This window comes from Paenibacillus rhizosphaerae (assembly GCF_014192015.1).
GTDB lineage: Bacteria > Bacillota > Bacilli > Paenibacillales > Paenibacillaceae > Paenibacillus_AQ > Paenibacillus_AQ rhizosphaerae.
Window position 1 is genome coordinate 314,172 of sequence record NZ_JACHXJ010000006.1, and the last position, 17,590, is coordinate 331,761.

Consider the following 17,590-nt stretch of genomic DNA (forward strand, 5'->3'; position numbering starts at 1 on the left):
GCCGGATATACCACAAGTTATGGAAATCGTATTGGATACTCTATTTTTACAGAGAGGCAATCCAGCACATGAAAAAGTTCCCCTCCATTGGGAATGGCCCCTAGGAAGCCCCAACCACCGTCAACAGCATCGTCGATGCCTGAAAACGGCCGCTTTCCGGTACGACGCACACGATCTGCTGCCCCGCGGAGAGGCGCCCGGAATACAGCAGCTCCTCCAGCATGATGTAGATCGAAGCGGCCGCTGTATTTCCTTTGGTATACAGATTTGTGAACCATTTTTCCTCAGGGATCGTCACGCCGCCCTGCTCGAGCAGTTGGAAGATCTCTTCCCTGAACACATGCGACGAATAATGGACCACCATCCAATCGACCGCGTCCGGGTCTATCCGCCCTTCTTCCACCAGCTCTAAAAACCGCCGCGTCCCGACCTTCGTAATTTCATTGACCAGCCGGACGTCCTGCTTCAAATTCAGCGCGCCGTGATCGGCCGCCTCATGAATGGAGGGATAATCCAGCCAAGATCGGTTGCCGTCCTCCTTGCTCATGCCGGAATACATGCAAGTCTCGTACTCATTGGCATACGACTTATTGTCGATCCACTCGATGCGCAGGGAGAGCCCCTGGGCGGAAGGTTCATTTTGCAACAGGGCCGCTCCTGCTCCGTCCGACAGCATGAACCGCAGAAAATCCGTGTCGAACGGTACCCGCCCGTTGCTGTAAATGCCCTGCGCCTCGAATTTCGTATGTTTGAACTCACGGCTCAGAAACTCGCTGGAACAAGCGATGGCCGTCCGGTGCTCTCCTGACTTGATATGTAAAAAGGCGTTCTTCAGCGCATGCATCCCGCTCGCGCATAACCCCGAGTGTGAAGAAATCTCCATAACCGGTAGTCTCATCTCGGCGTGCACCATACTCGCAAAACCCGGCAGCAGCAGGTCCGCTCGTGTCGTACCGGTTGCCAAGAACTCAACGTCCTCCGGACGTACGCTGCCGCTGCGCTCCATCGCCTCGCGTATGGCCAGGGCCGCCATCTCCGCGTTGGTATACAAGCTCTTCTGTTCCTTGTCCATGGCATAGTAGCGCTGCTTGATCTGATTCTTTTCCAAAATGATACGCTTCGTCTTCGAGGATTTGCCTCCAACTTTACCAAGGTAATCTTCCATTTCCTCATTGCCCACCGGTGCTCCCGGAAGGAACTTCCCCATGCTCGTGATATAAACAGATTTCATATAACACCTCACTAAAGATATGATTACTAATTATGATATTAATCCCACTAATTGTAAAGTAGATGAAAAATTAGTAGATTTAATTACTCTTTAAAGGTGTTTTTTAACAACAAAAAACCGCTTTAATAAGGCAGCGGCAGCCTCTGCGATCCACTCTTTTACCGTTGCAGTCACGGGATGAAGGAAGCCGGTTCGAATGCAGCGCAAGGAAAAATGGCGATAACAGAAAGGCTCAATCAAGAATGGCATACCATATCTTATTGGCAAATGGTTCATACGTGTTAGGTGGATGCGGGATTAAGATTAAGTTGGGTATATGCCCCCACGATCCATCCCATGCAGCTGATCTTCAGTTTGGACTCTTTCATCTTCCGTTTGTCTATGTCCCTTTCAAAAAACTCACATAGATTAATAGTGCAGGACCGACTTTTTGAAAAGGATGGAGTGGATGCTATGAGTTTTTATGTCAGAAACAGTACACCGAACCCCGTATGGGTCGCGGTGGGGTACTATGATCCGGATTGCAGCCCGATCACTTATTCGAAAGCTGGCTGGTACCGGATTACCCCTGGAAGACGTATGCTCCTCGTAACGGGATCCTCCGTAAATCAAACGTATTATTACTATGCATTTGACCAATTCGGCAATACGTGGAGCGGAAATTTCTTCACGTATGTTCCTACTGAGGCTTTCAACATGTGCTGGATCGAAAGATGCCAGGGCACGGGGTGTAGAGAAGTTGGGTTCGATCGGGTCATGGTCGGCAATTTCCAGAACTACACTCTTAACCTTGTGGAAGCCGCAGGCGCAGCGAAATCAAGAAATACGAGAGCAGCGAAAAAGGGTACGCGGAAATTTAAATTAGGCAAGGCCAGCTTAAGAAAAACCCCTGGTAAATTGGGCAAACTGGGCAAGGTTAGAAAGCCGAAATTTGGCAAACGGTAGTAACCTTTAATTCCTAGGCCGCATGATTCTTCTCCGGGATCGGCGGCTTTTGCTATTTTTCACGCATCATGCTATAGTCATTAGTCTGCTTAGATTCTTTTACATAATCAAGTTACGAGGAAGGAATAGGCCACCCGTATTCAGAATGATTAGTATCCATATGAACCGGTAGGAGTGATGAATAATGAGTCAACACGAGTTGGATATCGTTGTCAAACCAGCCGAGGAGTCCCAATTGGATTTTCTTGAGGAAGTGTTCTCCCCCGGTAATTTGACGAAACCCCAGTATCGCCGATTCGAAGTACAAAAGAAAGGGGAAGGCGTATATCTGATCGCATGGCATACAGGCCATCCGATTGGACACTTCTTACTGCGATGGAGTGGTCCTAAGGATCCTCGTGTAACCCAATATATCGATATAACGCACAGTGCCTTTCTTGAGGGAGGGCTCACTAAAGATGATTACCGTAAAAAAGGCGTAGCGACAGCAATCATTCGTGAGGCCGAGAAATTAGCAAACGAAAGAGGATGCACCCATATCGGGTTGGAAGTGAGCAGCAAAGACAATCCCGACGCAAAAAGGCTGTATGAACACCTCGGTTATATCGACTGGGGTTACGGTGAATTTGAAATCAGCTGGGAATACCATGATAAGCATGGGACAAGCATTCGCTCCGATATTGTTATTTTCATGCAAAAACCACTAGGTCAGTAAACAGCGGCATCCTGGGGGCTTTTCTATTCATTGATCTCATAACCTTTTAAATTGTGCTTGTTTGTCCAGTCAAATCTATCCGTGAAATCATAGATTGTAATATAGGAGGTGATTTTTATGTGTTGTAATCGAAAAAAAGAAAAAGTCATCGTCGTAAAGCTGCACCCCGGTCAAAAAGCTGTAGTCATTTGTAAGAAAAAGAAAAAGCATCGGCATGATCATTGGAAATTTTATTAATTCATCTGAAAGAACGCTCTTTGAGCGTTCTTTTTTGTTTCTCTCCCCCTGCGATGTTCTCCTTATGTAATGCTTAAGTACTCTTTGATGCCGTCAACAATCGCTTGAGCTGCTTTGTACTGAACGGTGTCCGACAGCATCGTAGTCTACCCACCGTAATGATTATATCTACTCCTGAAACAAACTAGCTTTTAATAAACACAATCTTCACGGCAACCACCTGATTGTCGGCATTTACAGCCTTGTATACCCCATACGCCCCGTCACCCATGCCTGTGCGCGAAACGACGCCGCCATCCAGGACGCCTGCTTCCTCCCCGCTCTCGGTGAGATCGCAGCAGGCGAAATACCACTCGGTATCTTGGTCCTGCTTACCGTCAGGGGCATCCGCATCCGGAATCCGGTGCTTGACGATGTCAAAAATCCCGGCCTGCCCGCTGTCCACCCCGGCCACAAAAGAACACTTGATCCATTCCAGCGACGCCGCCTGTTCCGACACGGAATGGTGGTAAGCCGTCAGCTTGGCGTTGGCTTCGCCCCAGTCGCGGACATCCACTTTCTCTACTTCTCCCACCCACGTGCCCGTTATGGCGGATTCCAATACGCCCATAATAATCGTATCCCGATCCAATTCATAACAAGGATCCGCTACTACCAATTGACCGGAATTCACTTCAAAATTGCCTAGTTGAATGACCAATAAGGATACCTCCAATAACTGTGATGATTTGGGTTTATTGTAACATGTGTGGGGGAGGAGATTAAATCGAGGCAAAAAAGTCTTGGCCTGCGCCCAATACTTCCATGAAGGAGTTACTGAATCACAAGCCAAGACATTTTTACTCATCAATGTTACCGTCAGGCGATTTCATTAGATAACCTTCAGAAAAACCCTTCGTTCACCCCATCCATCAATTTTAACGGTTGAAGTAGTGTCCCTGTTCCAGATCCGCGATCAGACCAGGGTTCACGGGCTGCCATCCTAAGCGTTCCTGGGTCAGTGCGCTCGACGCCAGATTGTCGGTCGACGCGGCGAAGGCGAGCCACCCGAAGTAAGCGTCCGCCTCCTCGCGGGGAATGCTGCGCACCGGCAGGTTCAGGTGCCGGCCGATGACCTCAGCGATCTCCCGGAAAGGCACGCCCTCATCGCCGACTCCGTGATACACGGCACCAGCGGCCCCTTTTTCCAACGCCAGTCTGAACAAGCGCGCCGCATCAAGCTGGTGAACCGCCGGCCAGCGGTTGAGTCCTTCATCCACGTAAGCCGCAAAACCTTTTTCACGCGCGATACTGATCAGAGTCGGAACAAAGCCCTGCTCGCCCGGGCCATGCACGGACGGTGACAGGCGGACGACCGAAGCTCTCACTCCGCGTCCAGCCAGCGCGAGCGCAGCCTCCTCGGAGCGGCGCGGCGTAGATTGGGTCGACTTGTCATCTTCCGTTCCGAGCCGCCCCGGCGTAAGCATCAGCGTTCCCGAGGTCGCCACGAATGGCTTTCCAGTACCCTCGAGCGCCGCCCCGATCACCTCGATCGCCTTGCTGTCCGTCTCAGCGGCTGCCGCGAAGTCCGCGAAGTCGTGTTTAAAAGCCAGGTGAATCACGCCGTCCGCTGCGGCGGCGCCTTCCTGCAGGTTGTTAAGGTCATCCAGGGAACCACGGAGCACTTCAGCCCCGGCAGCCGTCAGCGATTCGGCAGACTTATCCGAGCGGGCGAGCCCGACGACTTGATGTCCTGCGGCAATGAGTTCGCGAACAACAGCGGAGCCGACAAACCCCGTTGCGCCTGTTACAAAGACGCGCATATTTTGTGTATTTTCCATATTGATCACTTTCCCTTTCTTGGTTCGTTTAATCAATGGTCAGCAAACTGCGGTTTTTGACGTACTTACATTTGCGAGCCGCCTCCGTCTACGGGGAACTCAGCCCCCGTGGTATAGGTCGCATCGAAGGCGAGGAACAGGACGGCTTGGGCCACCTCGCGGGCTCCCCAAAACGCAGCATCGGGTTCTCTTGTCTCATCTGCGCCCTGGTCTGTTCCGCGGCTTCGGCCGGCATCGATCTGTCCAGAATGCCTGTGTCGATCGGGCCGGGGCTGACTGCGTTCACACGAATCTTCCGAGGCAGCAGCTCGCGGGCGAGACTGCGCGTCATGGAGCGGAGCGCTGCCTTGCTGGCAGCGTACGCGCTGATCATCGGAATTCCGAGCACGTTCGCGACCGAAGTCGTGAGAACCACGCCGCTCCCCTCGTTAAGCAATGGGACGAGCTTTTGAACGGTAAAGTAAGGGCCCTTGGTATTGATGGCGAGAACCTCATCGTACACCTCTTCCGTAACGGACTCAAAAGGAACGAAGCGCGTCACGCCAGCATTGACGAACAAGGCATCGATCGTGCCAAACTCCGCCTTCACCCGGTCGGCCAAGGCGTTGATATCCCTCAACGACGAGGCGTCACTCACGACAGCGATAGCGTTGTTCCCCAATTGTTTCAGGGCCGAATCGAGCGTGGACTGGGTGCGGCCGGTAATCAATACACGCGCTCCCTCATCCACCAGCATCTTCGCTGTCTCCAGGCCGAAGCCGCTGCTTCCTCCTGTAATGACGACCCGCTTGCCCTCGTATTTCCCTTTTTCCACAGTACTCATCTTTTCACTTCCTTCCTTGGCTTAGAGGCTCATTTATTTTTGCAAGACCGATTATAACTCCACAAATTAATTAAGTAAACAAAATTAATAAAAAAAGTTAATTTATTAATTTTCGTAAAAAGTGTTTGTGATCCCAGCGAAATCGTTATAATATGTTGTATAAGCACAAAGGAGGCTTCATTTCGTGAGAAAAGCGGTAAGCGCCGATCATTACATCGAGAAAATAAAACCGATCATCCGAAAGAACAAATTCAGCCAGCTTAAAATAGACGATATCGCCAAATATATGGATATCAGCAAGGTGACACTGTACAAGCACTTTTCATCCAAGGATGACATTATTCAGCAGGTCGTAGAGTATGAGATGAACTATTTGCAGCAGGCCGATGTCGTTGTGAACGACGAAACCGTTTCTTATATCGAGCGTTTTCAGCAAACGTTCCTGCAATCGCTGATCTGCGTCATTTATATATCCGATTTGTTCCTGGAGGACCTCAAGGAATTCTATCCGCGGTTATTTGAAGGTCTTGTCATTGCCCAGCAGAATCGGAATAAAAAGCTGGAGAGCTTTTTTGAAGCCGGGATGGATCAGGGCATTTTCAACCGGATGAATGCGGTGCTGTCTTTGGTTCAAGACGACGCTACGCTGCGGCGGATTATGGAACCGACGTTCAGCATCCAGTGGTATGACCTCACCTTGAAACAAGCCGTGATGGAGTTTTACCGAATGAAAAAGTATCAAATGATTCGCCCTGAGCATTGGGACAAGGTTGATGAATCCCAGATTGAGGATGAGGTCGTTAGGATTTTGCAAACCATATAATTAGATCCCTGAACACCAAAAACCCCGCTGGCTCGCGCCAGCAGGGTCTTTTTCACATATGCTGCTATTCTGTTGTTCCTCTAGCTTAACGACGATCGCGGGATGCATAATCGTTTGGTTGGTTAGCTGCGCCTATCACGGCGTGCCCGATTCATCACCTAGCGGCTCGAGTGCCGGCAGGTGCCTCAGCTTCTCCGGATTTCCTAAAGCGTAAATCGATTGGATCTTGTCATCTTTAAAAGAAAAAGAATACACGAACTGATCCCCGTTATCGATCGCAAGCCGGAAGCCCGGTATACCGTTGACGGAAACAAAGGAATACGTATATTTCCCCACGTACATTTGGAGCAGATTAAGCAGCAGCTTGATGACCCGCTCGAATCCAAGGACAGGCACCCGTGCCGCTGTGACCTTGCCGCCGCCGTCGGAGATCATGGCAGCGCCCTCGCTGACCAGCTCCAGAAGCCGGCTTGTATTTCCTTGCAGAAGGGAACTGACGAAATCCTTCAGCTTCTCTTCGGCAATGTGAGGCGGGAGAGTTTGCTCGGAATCGGCCTGGATGCTCTTTTTGGCCCGATGGAAAATTTGCCGGCAGTTCGCAGTGCTCTTGCCAACCATCCCGGCAATCTCGTCGAATGAATAATGAAAAATTTCGCGGAGGAGAAAAACAGCCCTCTCAACGGCACTAAGCTGCTGCAGGAGCAAGAGGTATGCCGTCGATATGGATTCGCGCCGCAAGTAAATCTCGGACGGATCGGCTTCGGCAGCATCCAGCGAACCGATCAGCGGCTCAGGAAGCCAGGGACCGACATAGAGCTCCCGTTTCTTCGCCGAGGAACGGAGCAGATCCAGGCATCGGTTGGTGACGATTTTGTACAAAAAGGATCGCTCATTCCGTATTGCATCAGGCTCCTCCAGCCGACCATAGCTTATAAAGGTCTCCTGCACGATATCCTCGGCGTCCATAACGCTGCCCAGCATCCGGTAGGCATAGGATATCAGCGGTTTTCTATAGGTTTCATACAATTCTTCTATGCTGCTCATGGGTCCCCCTTCCCTCACTCTCCAGGGAGAGAATATGCCGCACAGCCCTTTTCGCGCTGGCCGTCGCGGCGTCGGCTAGTAATTCCCCGTGCGAAGCCCAATCTCCTGCCACGTACAGCCCCTTGATTTCCGGTACAGCGGGCCCCGGGTTCTCCTGACGGTTCAGGTGCATAAAATCGTGGCACACCGTAATTTTCGGCAAATACTGCCGGACGATAAGCTCATCCCTCCAGCCCGGCTGCACCAGATCCAGAACTTGTTCCAGATCCTGCAAATCCTGATCCGGATCGCTTTCCGGCCCCTTGTATTTGATCACGGTGACAACCTGTGAACCATCGTCGCTAAGATAAGCGGCGCGCGACTGATTGGACAGAAAGACGGTCCGGTCGATACCGTACACGAATTGCTGATCCGGCTTTGGCAGACGCCGGAGGGCCACATCCAGGCACGCAGCCGTAATTTCGACCGCCTGCTCCTTCCAGGTGTGAAGGGCGGTCGTTTCAGCTCCAGGCACCAGCTGATGAGCGACCGCGGGCGAGGCGGCGACGATGACGGCATTCGCCTTGATCGTCGTTCCATCTTCGCAGAGCACATACCGTACCGAGCCTTCAGCATGCCCGATCGACACGGCCTTGCTCTTCGAGAGCAGCTTCACGCCGACATCCTCAGCCAGCTTGCCTAGCTCGTCGACCATCACGCCCCAGCCCCGGTCCAGATACAGCACGCCCTTCAGGGAGTTCTGCAGCTGCCGCAGCACCGGACCCGCCGCCTGCAGATCCGGCGCTACCACGTAGCTCGCCGTACGCAGAAGCGCATAAAACAAATGCCGCAGCATAGGGTCCTTGATATTCCCCTCCAGCCATTCCCGGAGACTGACCCGCTCGTACCGGAGCGTATCCATTTTGCCCAGCTTCGCCAGCCAGGAGGCGAGCTCCACCTTCCCTTTCCAGGACAGCAGCGGCGTGGTGAAGAGCGATTTGACCCCCATCGGCATGGTCACCAGCTTCCCGTTCCAAATGCCGAGTGCATCGGTGGATGGCTGGCCCCCCTGCAAACTTAGCCCGAGCTCGCGGAAGGTCGCAAGCGCATCGCCGTGATACAGGGCGTGCCCCCCCAGATTGAAGTATGCTCCCTTCTTCTTTACCGTGATGGCCCGGCCGCCGAGGCGCTCCTGCTTCTCGATCAGAATTGTCCGCTTCCCCGCTTTTGCCGCATACACCGCCGCCGTCAGACCTGCTATGCCCCCGCCAACTACCGCTACATCGTAATCGTACTCCATCTCCATCTCGATCATTCCTTTCGGTGATTTTACCCGTATGACGGGGAGGGAGGATGGGATGTGACAACATCGGCCGGAAAACTTCTTTAAATATTTTTTGGCTGTACGGGCGTACCCCAAACTCTATATCATTAAAAAACGCGCTTTGGCGGGCGCGCTGCGATGATAACTTTTATTTTAACTGATCCGTACGGAATTCATCGGGGACCGGGAGTATAATGACGTTAGGTCATCATTATCCTGCTTGATGCCTTGATTGCTCCATTATTGACTCCCTGGTAAACAACTGATATGATGACACCATGAGCAGACCAAGAGAATTCGATGTCGATCGTGCGCTTCATCAGTCCTTGGAGGTATTCTGGACGAAAGGCTTCAAGTCGACTACTTTTGAGGATTTGACCCACGCGACGCAAGTGAAAAAACAAAGCTTATATTGCGTGTTCAAGAACAAGCGGGATTTGTTCCTGAAAGCATTGGCACTTTATCGCGAAGAACGCATAGCATTTCTGGAAGAGATGGCCTCCCGGGAGGTGTCACCGTTGGAGAAACTGGAGGTCATCTGTGACTACTCACAGTATCAGAACAAAGAAACGTGCCGTGGTTGCTTTATGGCCAATTCCGCAATGGAATTCGGAAACGATGACCAGGAAGTCTACCACGAAGTATCGTTGATGTTCGAACGTGTCGAATGTATTCTCGAGAAGATCATTCGCGAAGGCCAGGAGCAAGGGCTGGTTACGAACTGTCAGAGCAGCAAAGAACTCGCCGCTTATCTAAATAACGCGATTAGCGGGGCGCGTTATATGGAGAGGGCCGGCGCCTCCAACGAGCAGATCAATGCTGTGTTGCATACGTCATTTACGCTGATGCTAGCGAAGAACGCTCGCTAGTGTCAGTTGATCAGTGCAAACGTTTCCCCCGGTTAGCAGGCGAAAAAAGCGATAAAACGAAGACGCCGCGATGGCGATTTCTTATAATGGAAGTTAGTTATCGTTATAAGCGGCAGTTTCGCCTTTCGGATTACTAACGGAAGGAGGTTCTCTTGCTCGGAACGGTCGACATTAGGCAGTAGTTGGACATGCTCTATTTTTTTCGCCCCTTTCTTGACCCTGTAGTCAATAATGAAAATGATAAAACAGGTACACCTTAGGTGTCATTCGAAAGCAACTCGGGAAAACAAAGTGCATTTTGCACTTCATTAATTGCTTTCCGGTTAATTTTTATCTTTTTCTTGACTTGATAGTCAATAATAACTGACCACAAAAAAATTCATTAATTCTTAAAAGGAGAGAAATCATGGGAAAACTTGATAGAAAAGTTGCAGTAATAACGGGTGGATCAAGCGGCATGGCGCTCGCCAGCGCCAAACTGTTTGTTGAAGAAGGCGCCCATGTTTTCATTATGGGGCGCAGACAAGAAGCTCTGGACCAGGCCGTCGAGCAGATCGGCCGGAACGTGACCGGCGTGCGCGGCGATGCAGCTGACCTGGACGATCTGGATCGCTTGTTCGATACGGTCAAGCGGGAAAAAGGCAAGATCGACGTGCTATTCGCAAGCGCCGGAACGGCGGAACCCGCCAAGCTTGGCGAGATTACGGAAAAGCAGTTCGATACGACCTTCGGTCTGAACGTGCGGGGCACACTTTTCACGGTACAAAAGGCGTTGCCGCTGTTCAACGATGGCGGATCGATCTTCATGACCGGGTCAGTCGCTTCGATCAAGGGCTGGTCTGATTACAGCGTATATTCAGCGAGCAAGGCTGCACTGCACTCATTCGCCCGCACGTGGCTCAACGAGCTGAAGGGCAGGAAAATCCGGGTGAACGTGCTGAGTCCGGGGCAGATCCAAACACCGATTCAGGAGCAGTTGTTCGACGCGGAGACGAAACGGCAGTTTGAATCCTTGATTCCGCGTGGAGAGATTGGCCGCCCGGAGGAGATTGCAACGGTTGCGCTGTTTCTTGCTTCGGACGACTCGAGCTATGTGAACGGGGTGGAGCTGTTTGTCGACGGCGGTACCTCGGCAATCTGAAATCGCACCGCAAAAAAGAGAAGGGATGAGCCCTTGGCGCTTGCGCTGTGCCCCCTTTATCTTGCGAACGTAGAGGAGGCATGCATTGAAGTAACACGTCCGTCCAAGCAGGGGTACGGAAACGATTTGTAGATGGAGGGGCTACGCTGGAAAACAATGGAGCTAGCGGAACAACACGTTTGATACTGTACGATAAACCAGGTTCCTCACAAATAAAGTGATTGAAATTCCTTTACCATTTTGATTTTGGGAACTTTGGTTTTAACAGGCTTTAAAATCGCCCTACCTGGAACGTCATTCTCTGTGGTGCAGCGCTGATTTTGCGTTGCATGGATGGCTAACGAGGAACGTTAGTTCAATAAAGCAGCAGCAGTCTAGGGCTTTTTTCTCAGTTCGTGGCTGCTGCTGTTACGTTTTTGGGGTTAGTCTATTACTTATTTTTCGAGAATGTGACGGTTTGTAAATCGAAAAAACCACGCGGCTGCAATACATCCAGTCTAATACTTTTATTTTCTCTATACACCAAATACGAACAATATACTTGTTAGTAGATATGTAATAAAAAATCGATTTGTGAAATTGAATTCCATTTTCTTCTCCCCTTTTTAAGAATTTCATCCAATGACCTCCAACTTCACGGTTCTATAGACATATTTACGGCTTCGCAAGCATGGATGTAGGTTGTGTCAAACAGAGGAACTTCAGCGTCCTCCGGCTTCACCAGCAATCCAATTTCTGTACAGCCTAATATAATCCCCTCGGCTCCAGATTCGATTAAGCCCTGAATCACCTTTTTATAATACTCTCTGGATTCCTGATGAATCTTGCCCAGGCATAACTCTTCGTAAATGATCTGGTTTACGGCCTCCCTGTCATCCCGATTGGGAACGATCACTTGAATCCCGTTCAGCTCCAGGCGTGATTTATAAAAGTCCTGTTCCATGGTGTACTTCGTGCCAAGCAGCCCAACCGTCTGAATCCGGCTTTCCTTGATTTGGGCTGCCGTAGCATCCGCTATATGCAAAATGGGGATCTGGATCTTGGACTGAATATCATCGATCACTTTGTGCATCGTGTTAGTACAAATGACGATAAAGTCAGCGCCCCCTTGTTCCAAAGCGCGTGCGGTTTGGCCTAACACTTCTCCCGCCTTTTCCCAGGCGCCTTCTGCCTGGTAACGTTCAATTTCTTCAAAATCAACACTATATAAAAGACACTGCGCCGAGTGCAGCCCGCCTAACCTTCTTCTTACTTCTTCATTGATCATTCGATAGTACTCAATAGAAGATTCCCAACTCATCCCGCCAATAAGGCCAATTACTTTCATTTTGCTCATCTCCATTGCCCTTGGTTTGTCCTCAACAATCGGCTCCGATTAACCTTCATTGCTGTAAAGAGAATGTAGAAAAACGGCGGTCATGCCGCCGTTTTTAGTATACATTAGCCTGATTGAGGACCATAGGAAATTTTCTATTCGTTCTGTGTCCCTTACCCCTGCCTCTAGCCGCAAGGATTTGCCAGCCTTATTTCGCGGCGGCCTCCTTGGTTACCTCCACCGTGCGTGTCCCGGCGTTCCATTTTACCTGCACGCCCAGCAAATCGCCGAAGTCTTTGATCGGTACGTAGAGCAAGCCGTTCAGCGTCGCCGGCGAGTAAGACAGTGAGGCTTGCTTCCCGTCTGTGAGAGCAAAAGGGGAGCCGTCGGCGATCGAGAAAACGCGCGTTCCGTAGGTTACAGTCGTCCGCTTCGTCTTGGCGTCGTAGGCGACCTTGGCTCCGAGCGCTTCGGTCAGCGACCGGAAAGGGATGAACATCCGGTTGTCAACCGACATGACGCCCGCTCCAACCCGCAGCGGAAGTGCCTTCCCATCCAGCGTGACCTTGGCATCCGACTTCACGAAGGCGCCTGCCGCACTGCCCGCAGCAGCCCGCTTTGTCAATTCGGAAGGCAGCGGATACGCATACAGTTGGCCTTCCGCCTGGACGAGCAGCATGCCGCTTTCCACCTGGAACGCACCATAACTGCGCGCCTTCGTCTGTGCACGGAACAAAGCCTTACCCGTCGAGACGTTCAGCGCGTAGACGGTACCGTCACTCTGGCCGACGTACAAGCCGGATTGGATCATATCGATGCGGCTGGCCGAATTATCGTGGCCGTTATAATAGACCTGTGAGCGATCCACGATTTTTCGCGCATGAATCCCGCGGTTGTCGTCATTCAGGAAAAACAGCTTGCCGTTATAAGGGCCAGCGATGAACTCACCCCGATCCGCGATCAATTCCGGCTTCACGACGGCGGGATCGGCGTCGTAATTGAAACGGTAGACACCCTCGCCATTCACGGCCGCATAGACGTCATTGCCGTCCATCACCACTTTGGATGGGGGATAGACCGGATTGCCGTCAGCCTTTATGGCAACGAATTTCTTGCTCGCTGTGATCTTGCCGGTCTTCACATCCACCTCGTCGATGTTCGCCGAAGTCTCTACATAATCAGCATTCGGCCATTGGTCCTGGAAGTACAGCTTATCCCCTTCCGACTTGAGAAGCCCCGTATGGTCGCCCGGCAGCCGCCACAGCGTCTTGCCCGTAGCGGGATCGATCGCGTAAGTTGTATAGACGGTGATCGCTCCCGATTCCACGGCGCCCGAGAGCAGTGTCCCTCCCACGCGTTGAGGCAAGGACTTACCGTCCAGGTTCCTCCACTTTTCCTTGCCTGTGACAGGGTCGATCGAGATGAGCGAACCGCCAGCAAAGACGTACAACGCCCCGCCGTCCACGGATATCGCCGGCGCCTGCCCCGATGGAGCCCGATAGATGCGTGCGCCTTTGCCGGTCGCCGCATCAACCCGGTAGACCGAGCCGTCTTTGGCGCCAACGTAGAGTTTGGTTCCGTTCGCACTCGTGATGGTGGCGTCACCTAGTCCCGTCCCGAACGACCACAGCGTCTTCCCGGTGGCGGCCTCCTTCGCGATCAGTTTGCCGCCTGCGATGTAGTAGACCTTCCCCTGCCCCGCTATAACTACGGAAGGATTGGAGGCAGACGAGTCCTTCGGCGCGTCAAGCACCGCCGTCCACTTTGGCTTGACAAGCGGTACCGGATTCGTCACATAAAATTCCGAGCCCGGGCTCGAATAGCTTGCGTTCGGTCCGGAGGTTTGAGCCCACGCGGACGGGCCTGTCCAGGCGCTCCCAAGCGTCCCGGCGAGCAGCAGCCCGGCAGCCATCATAGTCCATTTTCGCATAAACGATATCCTCCCAGCTTTTAACGAAATTTACCTACTGTCTTATGGACGCTGTCAGCCGCGGCAAAGTTACAAGGTTGAAGAATCGAAAAAAAGGCTGATTGGAGTTTCCAACCAGCCTTTGTATATGGGGCCAATACCCGCCTTCCTTTTGAGATCGCCATGGGGCGCATGAATCATTTGAACCCCGTAAACGCAGATCCGGATTGCATATAGTACTTCTGCCCGAAAAAATAGAGCAAAATCATCGGAATCGCCATGATCGTCGATGCAGCCATCAGCTTTTCCCATTGCGCCCCGTGATCCTGCTGGAATCCCTGCAGACCGAGCGTCAGCGTCCACTTGGCGGCATCGTTCAAGTAAATGAGCGGCCCCATAAAGTCCGTATAGGCACCTACGAAGGTAAACAAGGCCACCGTCGCTAATGCAGGCTTCAAGGTCGGCATAATGATTTGCGAGTAGATACGGAACTCGGATGCACCGTCCATTTTCGCGGCTTCGGACAGCTCCTTAGGGATGCCTAAGAGAAATTGCCTCAACAAGAAAATGTAGAACGGTGCGCCGAAAAAGGCCCCGATCGTCAGCGGCAGGATGGTGTTGATCCAGCCCAGCTTGGCGAAAATGATGTACTGCGGAATCAGCTGCACTTGCGACGGCAGGATCATCGTTGCCAGGACGATCGCGAAAATGATCTTGCTCCCCACCCACGGAATCCGGGAGATCGAATAGGCCACCAGCGGAGAGGCGAACAATTGCCCAACGATGCAGACGACGCAGATGACCAGGGTGTTCAGCATATAGTGCCCGAATGGCACCGTTTGGAACGCAGCCTTGTAATTCGACCATTGAAACGACTCCGGCAGGATGCGCGGCGGCAGTTCAAAAATTTCGTTCGACGACTTGAGCGAAGTGAACACAAGCCAAACGAACGGAAACAGAAAAAAGAATGCGAACAGAATCAGCATCGTATGCGGAAAAATTTTCGTACGAAGCAGCTTGCCAGCGCTCATCCGCTATTCACCTCCGTAGTAGACCCAGCGTTTGGACGTTTTCAGGACCAGCAGCGTAATCAGCATGACGATCACGAACAGGATCCAGGCCAGCGCCGAGGCGTATCCCATTTTCAGATTGATGAAGGCTTCCTGGTACAAATTGACGGCATAGAACAATAACGACTGGCCGGGACCCCCAAGAGCGCCCCCGCTGGACTTTCCACCCGCCAGGATGTAGGATTCCGTGAAAATTTGAAATGCCCCGATGAGTCCCATAATCAGCTGGAACAAAATGATCGGCGACAGCGCCGGTACCGTAATTCTCCAGAACCGGTGCCACCAGTTGGCGCCATCCACCTGGGCCGCTTCGTAGTAGGTTTGCGGAACCCCTTGAAGCGCCGCGAGAAAAATGAGCGCCCCCGCACCGGAACCCCAGAGCCCCATCAGGATCAGGGAAGGCTTGGTGAACCGGGGGTCGAGCAGCCAGGCCGGATCGGGAAGATGTACCCACCGCAAAAAAATGTTGACCAGGCCGAAGTCCGGATTCAGCATCCAGGTCCAGAGCAGGGCGCTCGCCACGCCGGGAATAACGGCCGGAAGATAAAAGATCGTGCGGTAGTAACGGATGCCCTTCACCTTAAAGTTCAGCAGCAGCGCAATAAGCAGCGAGCTAAACAGCGTGACAGGAACGGATATGAACGCCATGAACAGCGTGTTGCTGATCGATTTATAGAAGCTGCGGTCTTTCATGATCGCCGCGTAATTGTCCATACCCACCCATTTCGGCGGATTGAACAGATCGTATTCCGTTAGGCTGAAATAGAGGGAGCTGAAGAAAGGATACACGGTAAAAATCAGAAACCCGATGATCCAGGGGGAAGCGAAGATCAGCCCCAGCCAAAAATAATGCCACTCCTTCCTCGTCCAGCCCCTTCTCCGCCTAGGCGCCGCTGAGGATATCGTTTCAAGCATCTGCACGTCCTCCTCGTGATTGTTGGAATGCGGGCCCGGCCCAGGAGCGGACCGAGCCCGGATGTAAAGACCGGATTATTTGACTAAAGGCTGAATTTTGTCCTTCACCCGTTTCAATCCTTCGTCCAAGCTGACTTCTCCACGCAGAATCGCGTTATACTGGTTCGAAAATTCAGTCATGTACTCCGTCGAAAAGGACGTGGCCGGGAAGGAATGCAGGTTCGGGCTTGAGGAATACTGTAAAAACTCCTGGAAGCCCGGCACCTCCTTATAGATTTCATGCGTCTGCAGCGAGGTTCGGGTCGGCAAATTGCCGATGGCCGCGGTGAACTCCGCCATCTGCTCCGGCTCGGTCATCCATTTCAGGAACTGCCACGATTCCTCCGGATGCTTCACGCCTTTCGGGATGTAAAACACGCTGGTTGAGACGTTGCCCGGGTCCTTCAGATCCGGGTTGCTCTCATCGTACGGAATGGGCGCAATGCCGTATTTCAAGTTCGGGGCGTACTGCTTGATGAACGTCGGCAGCCATTCACCGTCGATCGTCATCGCGTATTTGCCCGTAAAGAATGGATTCTGCGGCGACATGTACTGCCCCAGGCCGGACGCGAAGCGGTCGAGCTCCTTCGATCCGAATTGGTCCCAGATTCCTTTTCCGAATTCCACGGCCTTCTTGACCCCCGCATCGTCCGGCGTGACCTGCTTCTTATCCGCATCGTAATAGGATCCGCCATAGGCGTAGCTGAACGTATAGGCATCGACACCGGGCCACAGGCCCAACTGCTGCAGCTTGCTTCCATCCTTGACGCTCAGCTTGGCGATGTACTCCTTGAGCTGGCCCATGGTCTCCGGTGGACCGCTAAAGCCTGCCTTCTCCAGCAGCTCCTTGTTATAGAAAAGCATGGAGACGTGCATCGCGATCGGTAAAGCGTACGTTTTTCCATTCGACTGGGAAGAGCTCAGTGCAGCGGGCACAAAGTCGCCAAGGTCGACGTTATCCTTCTTGATGAAATCATTCAGCGGCATCATGGCTCCGCGCTCGCCCCACGGCACGACATCCTGACCGAAGTTGGACGCGACGTCGGGTGGATTACCTCCGGTAATCGCCGTCAGCTGTTTTTGGTAATCGCTCTGGGACAACCCCTTCACCTGAATGTCCGGGTTGGCGTCATTCCATTTCTTGATCAATTTCTCGAGGGCTTCCGCCTCCATGCCGGTCCAGCCATACCAGAAGCTCAGCTGCACTTTTTCTTTCGGGGCATCGCCGCCCTTCGCTTCGCCGCCTTCCTGGCCTCCGCTTGCCGCATCTTTGCCGCCGCAGCCCGATAGGATCGCGACCAGCAGGAAAACCATCATGAGCCCCCATGTACTCCCTTTTCGCATCATGTCTCTTCCCTCCTTAATCTTGGGGCGGCAGCGCCGCCAAAGCG

The 17,590-nt window shown here is 52.3% G+C and carries 16 protein-coding genes; 5 read left to right on the top strand and 11 right to left on the bottom strand.

The window, feature by feature from the left end:
- Positions 1–100: 100 nt before the first annotated feature.
- Positions 101–1,231 (bottom strand): beta-ketoacyl-ACP synthase III, encoded by a 1,131-nt coding sequence (locus tag FHS19_RS29140; protein ID WP_183585850.1) that lies wholly within the window; start codon positions 1,229–1,231, stop codon positions 101–103.
- Positions 1,232–1,684: 453 nt separating this feature from the next.
- On the opposite strand from FHS19_RS29140, the gene FHS19_RS29145 reads away from it, so the two are divergent.
- Positions 1,685–2,176 carry a DUF1036 domain-containing protein gene (locus tag FHS19_RS29145; protein WP_183585852.1) on the top strand — a complete coding sequence of 164 codons (492 nt, stop codon included), beginning with the start codon at positions 1,685–1,687 and terminating at the stop codon, positions 2,174–2,176.
- Positions 2,177–2,360: 184 nt separating this feature from the next.
- Positions 2,361–2,891: a GNAT family N-acetyltransferase gene (locus FHS19_RS29150; RefSeq protein WP_183585854.1), complete on the top strand. Its 531-nt coding sequence runs from the start codon at positions 2,361–2,363 to the stop codon at positions 2,889–2,891.
- 421 nt (positions 2,892–3,312) lie between these two features.
- Here FHS19_RS29150 and FHS19_RS29155 read toward each other — a convergent pair whose 3' ends face one another.
- The 3 genes from FHS19_RS29155 to FHS19_RS29165 all read right to left on the bottom strand — a co-directional run bounded on the left by FHS19_RS29155 (position 3,313) and on the right by FHS19_RS29165 (position 5,771).
- Complete coding sequence (locus tag FHS19_RS29155) at positions 3,313–3,828, bottom strand: DUF4241 domain-containing protein (RefSeq protein ID WP_183585855.1); 516 nt, start codon at positions 3,826–3,828, stop codon at positions 3,313–3,315.
- 217 nt (positions 3,829–4,045) lie between these two features.
- Complete coding sequence (locus FHS19_RS29160; protein WP_183586305.1) at positions 4,046–4,930, bottom strand: SDR family oxidoreductase; 885 nt, start codon at positions 4,928–4,930, stop codon at positions 4,046–4,048.
- A 106-nt stretch (positions 4,931–5,036) separates the two neighbouring features.
- A complete protein-coding gene (locus tag FHS19_RS29165) occupies positions 5,037–5,771 on the bottom strand; it encodes an SDR family NAD(P)-dependent oxidoreductase (RefSeq protein WP_246426884.1) in 735 nt (244 codons plus the stop codon).
- Between the two features lie 184 nt (positions 5,772–5,955).
- Between FHS19_RS29165 and FHS19_RS29170 the strand changes: the two genes are divergently transcribed.
- Positions 5,956–6,594, top strand: coding sequence for a TetR/AcrR family transcriptional regulator (locus FHS19_RS29170; protein ID WP_183585857.1), 639 nt, complete (start codon positions 5,956–5,958; stop codon positions 6,592–6,594).
- A gap of 135 nt (positions 6,595–6,729) precedes the next feature.
- On the opposite strand, the gene sigJ is transcribed toward FHS19_RS29170, so the two are convergent.
- Complete coding sequence (gene sigJ, locus FHS19_RS29175) at positions 6,730–7,638, bottom strand: RNA polymerase sigma factor SigJ (RefSeq protein WP_183585859.1); 909 nt, start codon at positions 7,636–7,638, stop codon at positions 6,730–6,732.
- Complete coding sequence (locus tag FHS19_RS29180) at positions 7,613–8,923, bottom strand: phytoene desaturase family protein (RefSeq protein ID WP_376771991.1); 1,311 nt, start codon at positions 8,921–8,923, stop codon at positions 7,613–7,615. Before FHS19_RS29180 ends, sigJ begins: the two co-directional genes overlap by 26 nt.
- A gap of 296 nt (positions 8,924–9,219) precedes the next feature.
- On the opposite strand from FHS19_RS29180, the gene FHS19_RS29185 reads away from it, so the two are divergent.
- Together FHS19_RS29185 and FHS19_RS29190 are read left to right on the top strand one after the other, a co-directional pair.
- A complete protein-coding gene (locus FHS19_RS29185) occupies positions 9,220–9,810 on the top strand; it encodes a TetR/AcrR family transcriptional regulator (protein WP_183585863.1) in 591 nt (196 codons plus the stop codon).
- 406 nt (positions 9,811–10,216) lie between these two features.
- A complete protein-coding gene (locus FHS19_RS29190) occupies positions 10,217–10,951 on the top strand; it encodes an SDR family NAD(P)-dependent oxidoreductase (protein ID WP_183585865.1) in 735 nt (244 codons plus the stop codon).
- Positions 10,952–11,585: 634 nt separating this feature from the next.
- On the opposite strand, the gene FHS19_RS29195 is transcribed toward FHS19_RS29190, so the two are convergent.
- From FHS19_RS29195 to FHS19_RS29215, 5 genes are all read right to left on the bottom strand, one after another.
- Positions 11,586–12,278 carry an aspartate/glutamate racemase family protein gene (locus FHS19_RS29195; protein ID WP_183585867.1) on the bottom strand — a complete coding sequence of 231 codons (693 nt, stop codon included), beginning with the start codon at positions 12,276–12,278 and terminating at the stop codon, positions 11,586–11,588.
- Positions 12,279–12,474: 196 nt separating this feature from the next.
- A complete protein-coding gene (locus FHS19_RS29200; protein ID WP_183585869.1) occupies positions 12,475–14,196 on the bottom strand; it encodes an outer membrane protein assembly factor BamB family protein in 1,722 nt (573 codons plus the stop codon).
- A 176-nt stretch (positions 14,197–14,372) separates the two neighbouring features.
- Entirely contained in the window at positions 14,373–15,206 is an 834-nt protein-coding gene (locus FHS19_RS29205) for a carbohydrate ABC transporter permease (RefSeq protein WP_183585871.1), read from the bottom strand.
- 3 nt (positions 15,207–15,209) lie between these two features.
- The gene (locus FHS19_RS29210) at positions 15,210–16,160 is read right to left on the bottom strand and encodes a carbohydrate ABC transporter permease (protein ID WP_183585873.1); all 951 of its coding nucleotides are present in this window, start codon (positions 16,158–16,160) and stop codon (positions 15,210–15,212) included.
- 75 nt (positions 16,161–16,235) lie between these two features.
- Positions 16,236–17,546 carry an ABC transporter substrate-binding protein gene (locus FHS19_RS29215; RefSeq protein WP_183585875.1) on the bottom strand — a complete coding sequence of 437 codons (1,311 nt, stop codon included), beginning with the start codon at positions 17,544–17,546 and terminating at the stop codon, positions 16,236–16,238.
- Positions 17,547–17,590 lie beyond the last annotated feature (44 nt).

Bases quoted from the DNA above. Each gene is read 5' to 3' on its own strand.
- FHS19_RS29205 (WP_183585871.1), bottom strand. From the start codon at position 15,206: ATGAGCGCTGGCAAGCTGCTTCGTACGAAAATTTTTCCGCATACGATG.
- FHS19_RS29180 (WP_376771991.1), bottom strand. From the start codon at position 8,923: ATGGAGATGGAGTACGATTACGATGTAGCGGTAGTTGGCGGGGGCATA.
- sigJ (WP_183585859.1), bottom strand. From the start codon at position 7,638: ATGAGCAGCATAGAAGAATTGTATGAAACCTATAGAAAACCGCTGATA.
- FHS19_RS29200 (WP_183585869.1), bottom strand. From the start codon at position 14,196: ATGCGAAAATGGACTATGATGGCTGCCGGGCTGCTGCTCGCCGGGACG.
- FHS19_RS29195 (WP_183585867.1), bottom strand. From the start codon at position 12,278: ATGAAAGTAATTGGCCTTATTGGCGGGATGAGTTGGGAATCTTCTATT.
- FHS19_RS29215 (WP_183585875.1), bottom strand. From the start codon at position 17,546: ATGATGCGAAAAGGGAGTACATGGGGGCTCATGATGGTTTTCCTGCTG.
- FHS19_RS29160 (WP_183586305.1), bottom strand. From the start codon at position 4,930: ATGCGCGTCTTTGTAACAGGCGCAACGGGGTTTGTCGGCTCCGCTGTT.
- FHS19_RS29185 (WP_183585863.1), top strand. From the start codon at position 9,220: ATGAGCAGACCAAGAGAATTCGATGTCGATCGTGCGCTTCATCAGTCC.
- FHS19_RS29210 (WP_183585873.1), bottom strand. From the start codon at position 16,160: ATGCTTGAAACGATATCCTCAGCGGCGCCTAGGCGGAGAAGGGGCTGG.
- FHS19_RS29140 (WP_183585850.1), bottom strand. From the start codon at position 1,231: ATGAAATCTGTTTATATCACGAGCATGGGGAAGTTCCTTCCGGGAGCA.
- FHS19_RS29190 (WP_183585865.1), top strand. From the start codon at position 10,217: ATGGGAAAACTTGATAGAAAAGTTGCAGTAATAACGGGTGGATCAAGC.
- FHS19_RS29165 (WP_246426884.1), bottom strand. From the start codon at position 5,771: ATGAGTACTGTGGAAAAAGGGAAATACGAGGGCAAGCGGGTCGTCATT.
- FHS19_RS29150 (WP_183585854.1), top strand. From the start codon at position 2,361: ATGAGTCAACACGAGTTGGATATCGTTGTCAAACCAGCCGAGGAGTCC.
- FHS19_RS29145 (WP_183585852.1), top strand. From the start codon at position 1,685: ATGAGTTTTTATGTCAGAAACAGTACACCGAACCCCGTATGGGTCGCG.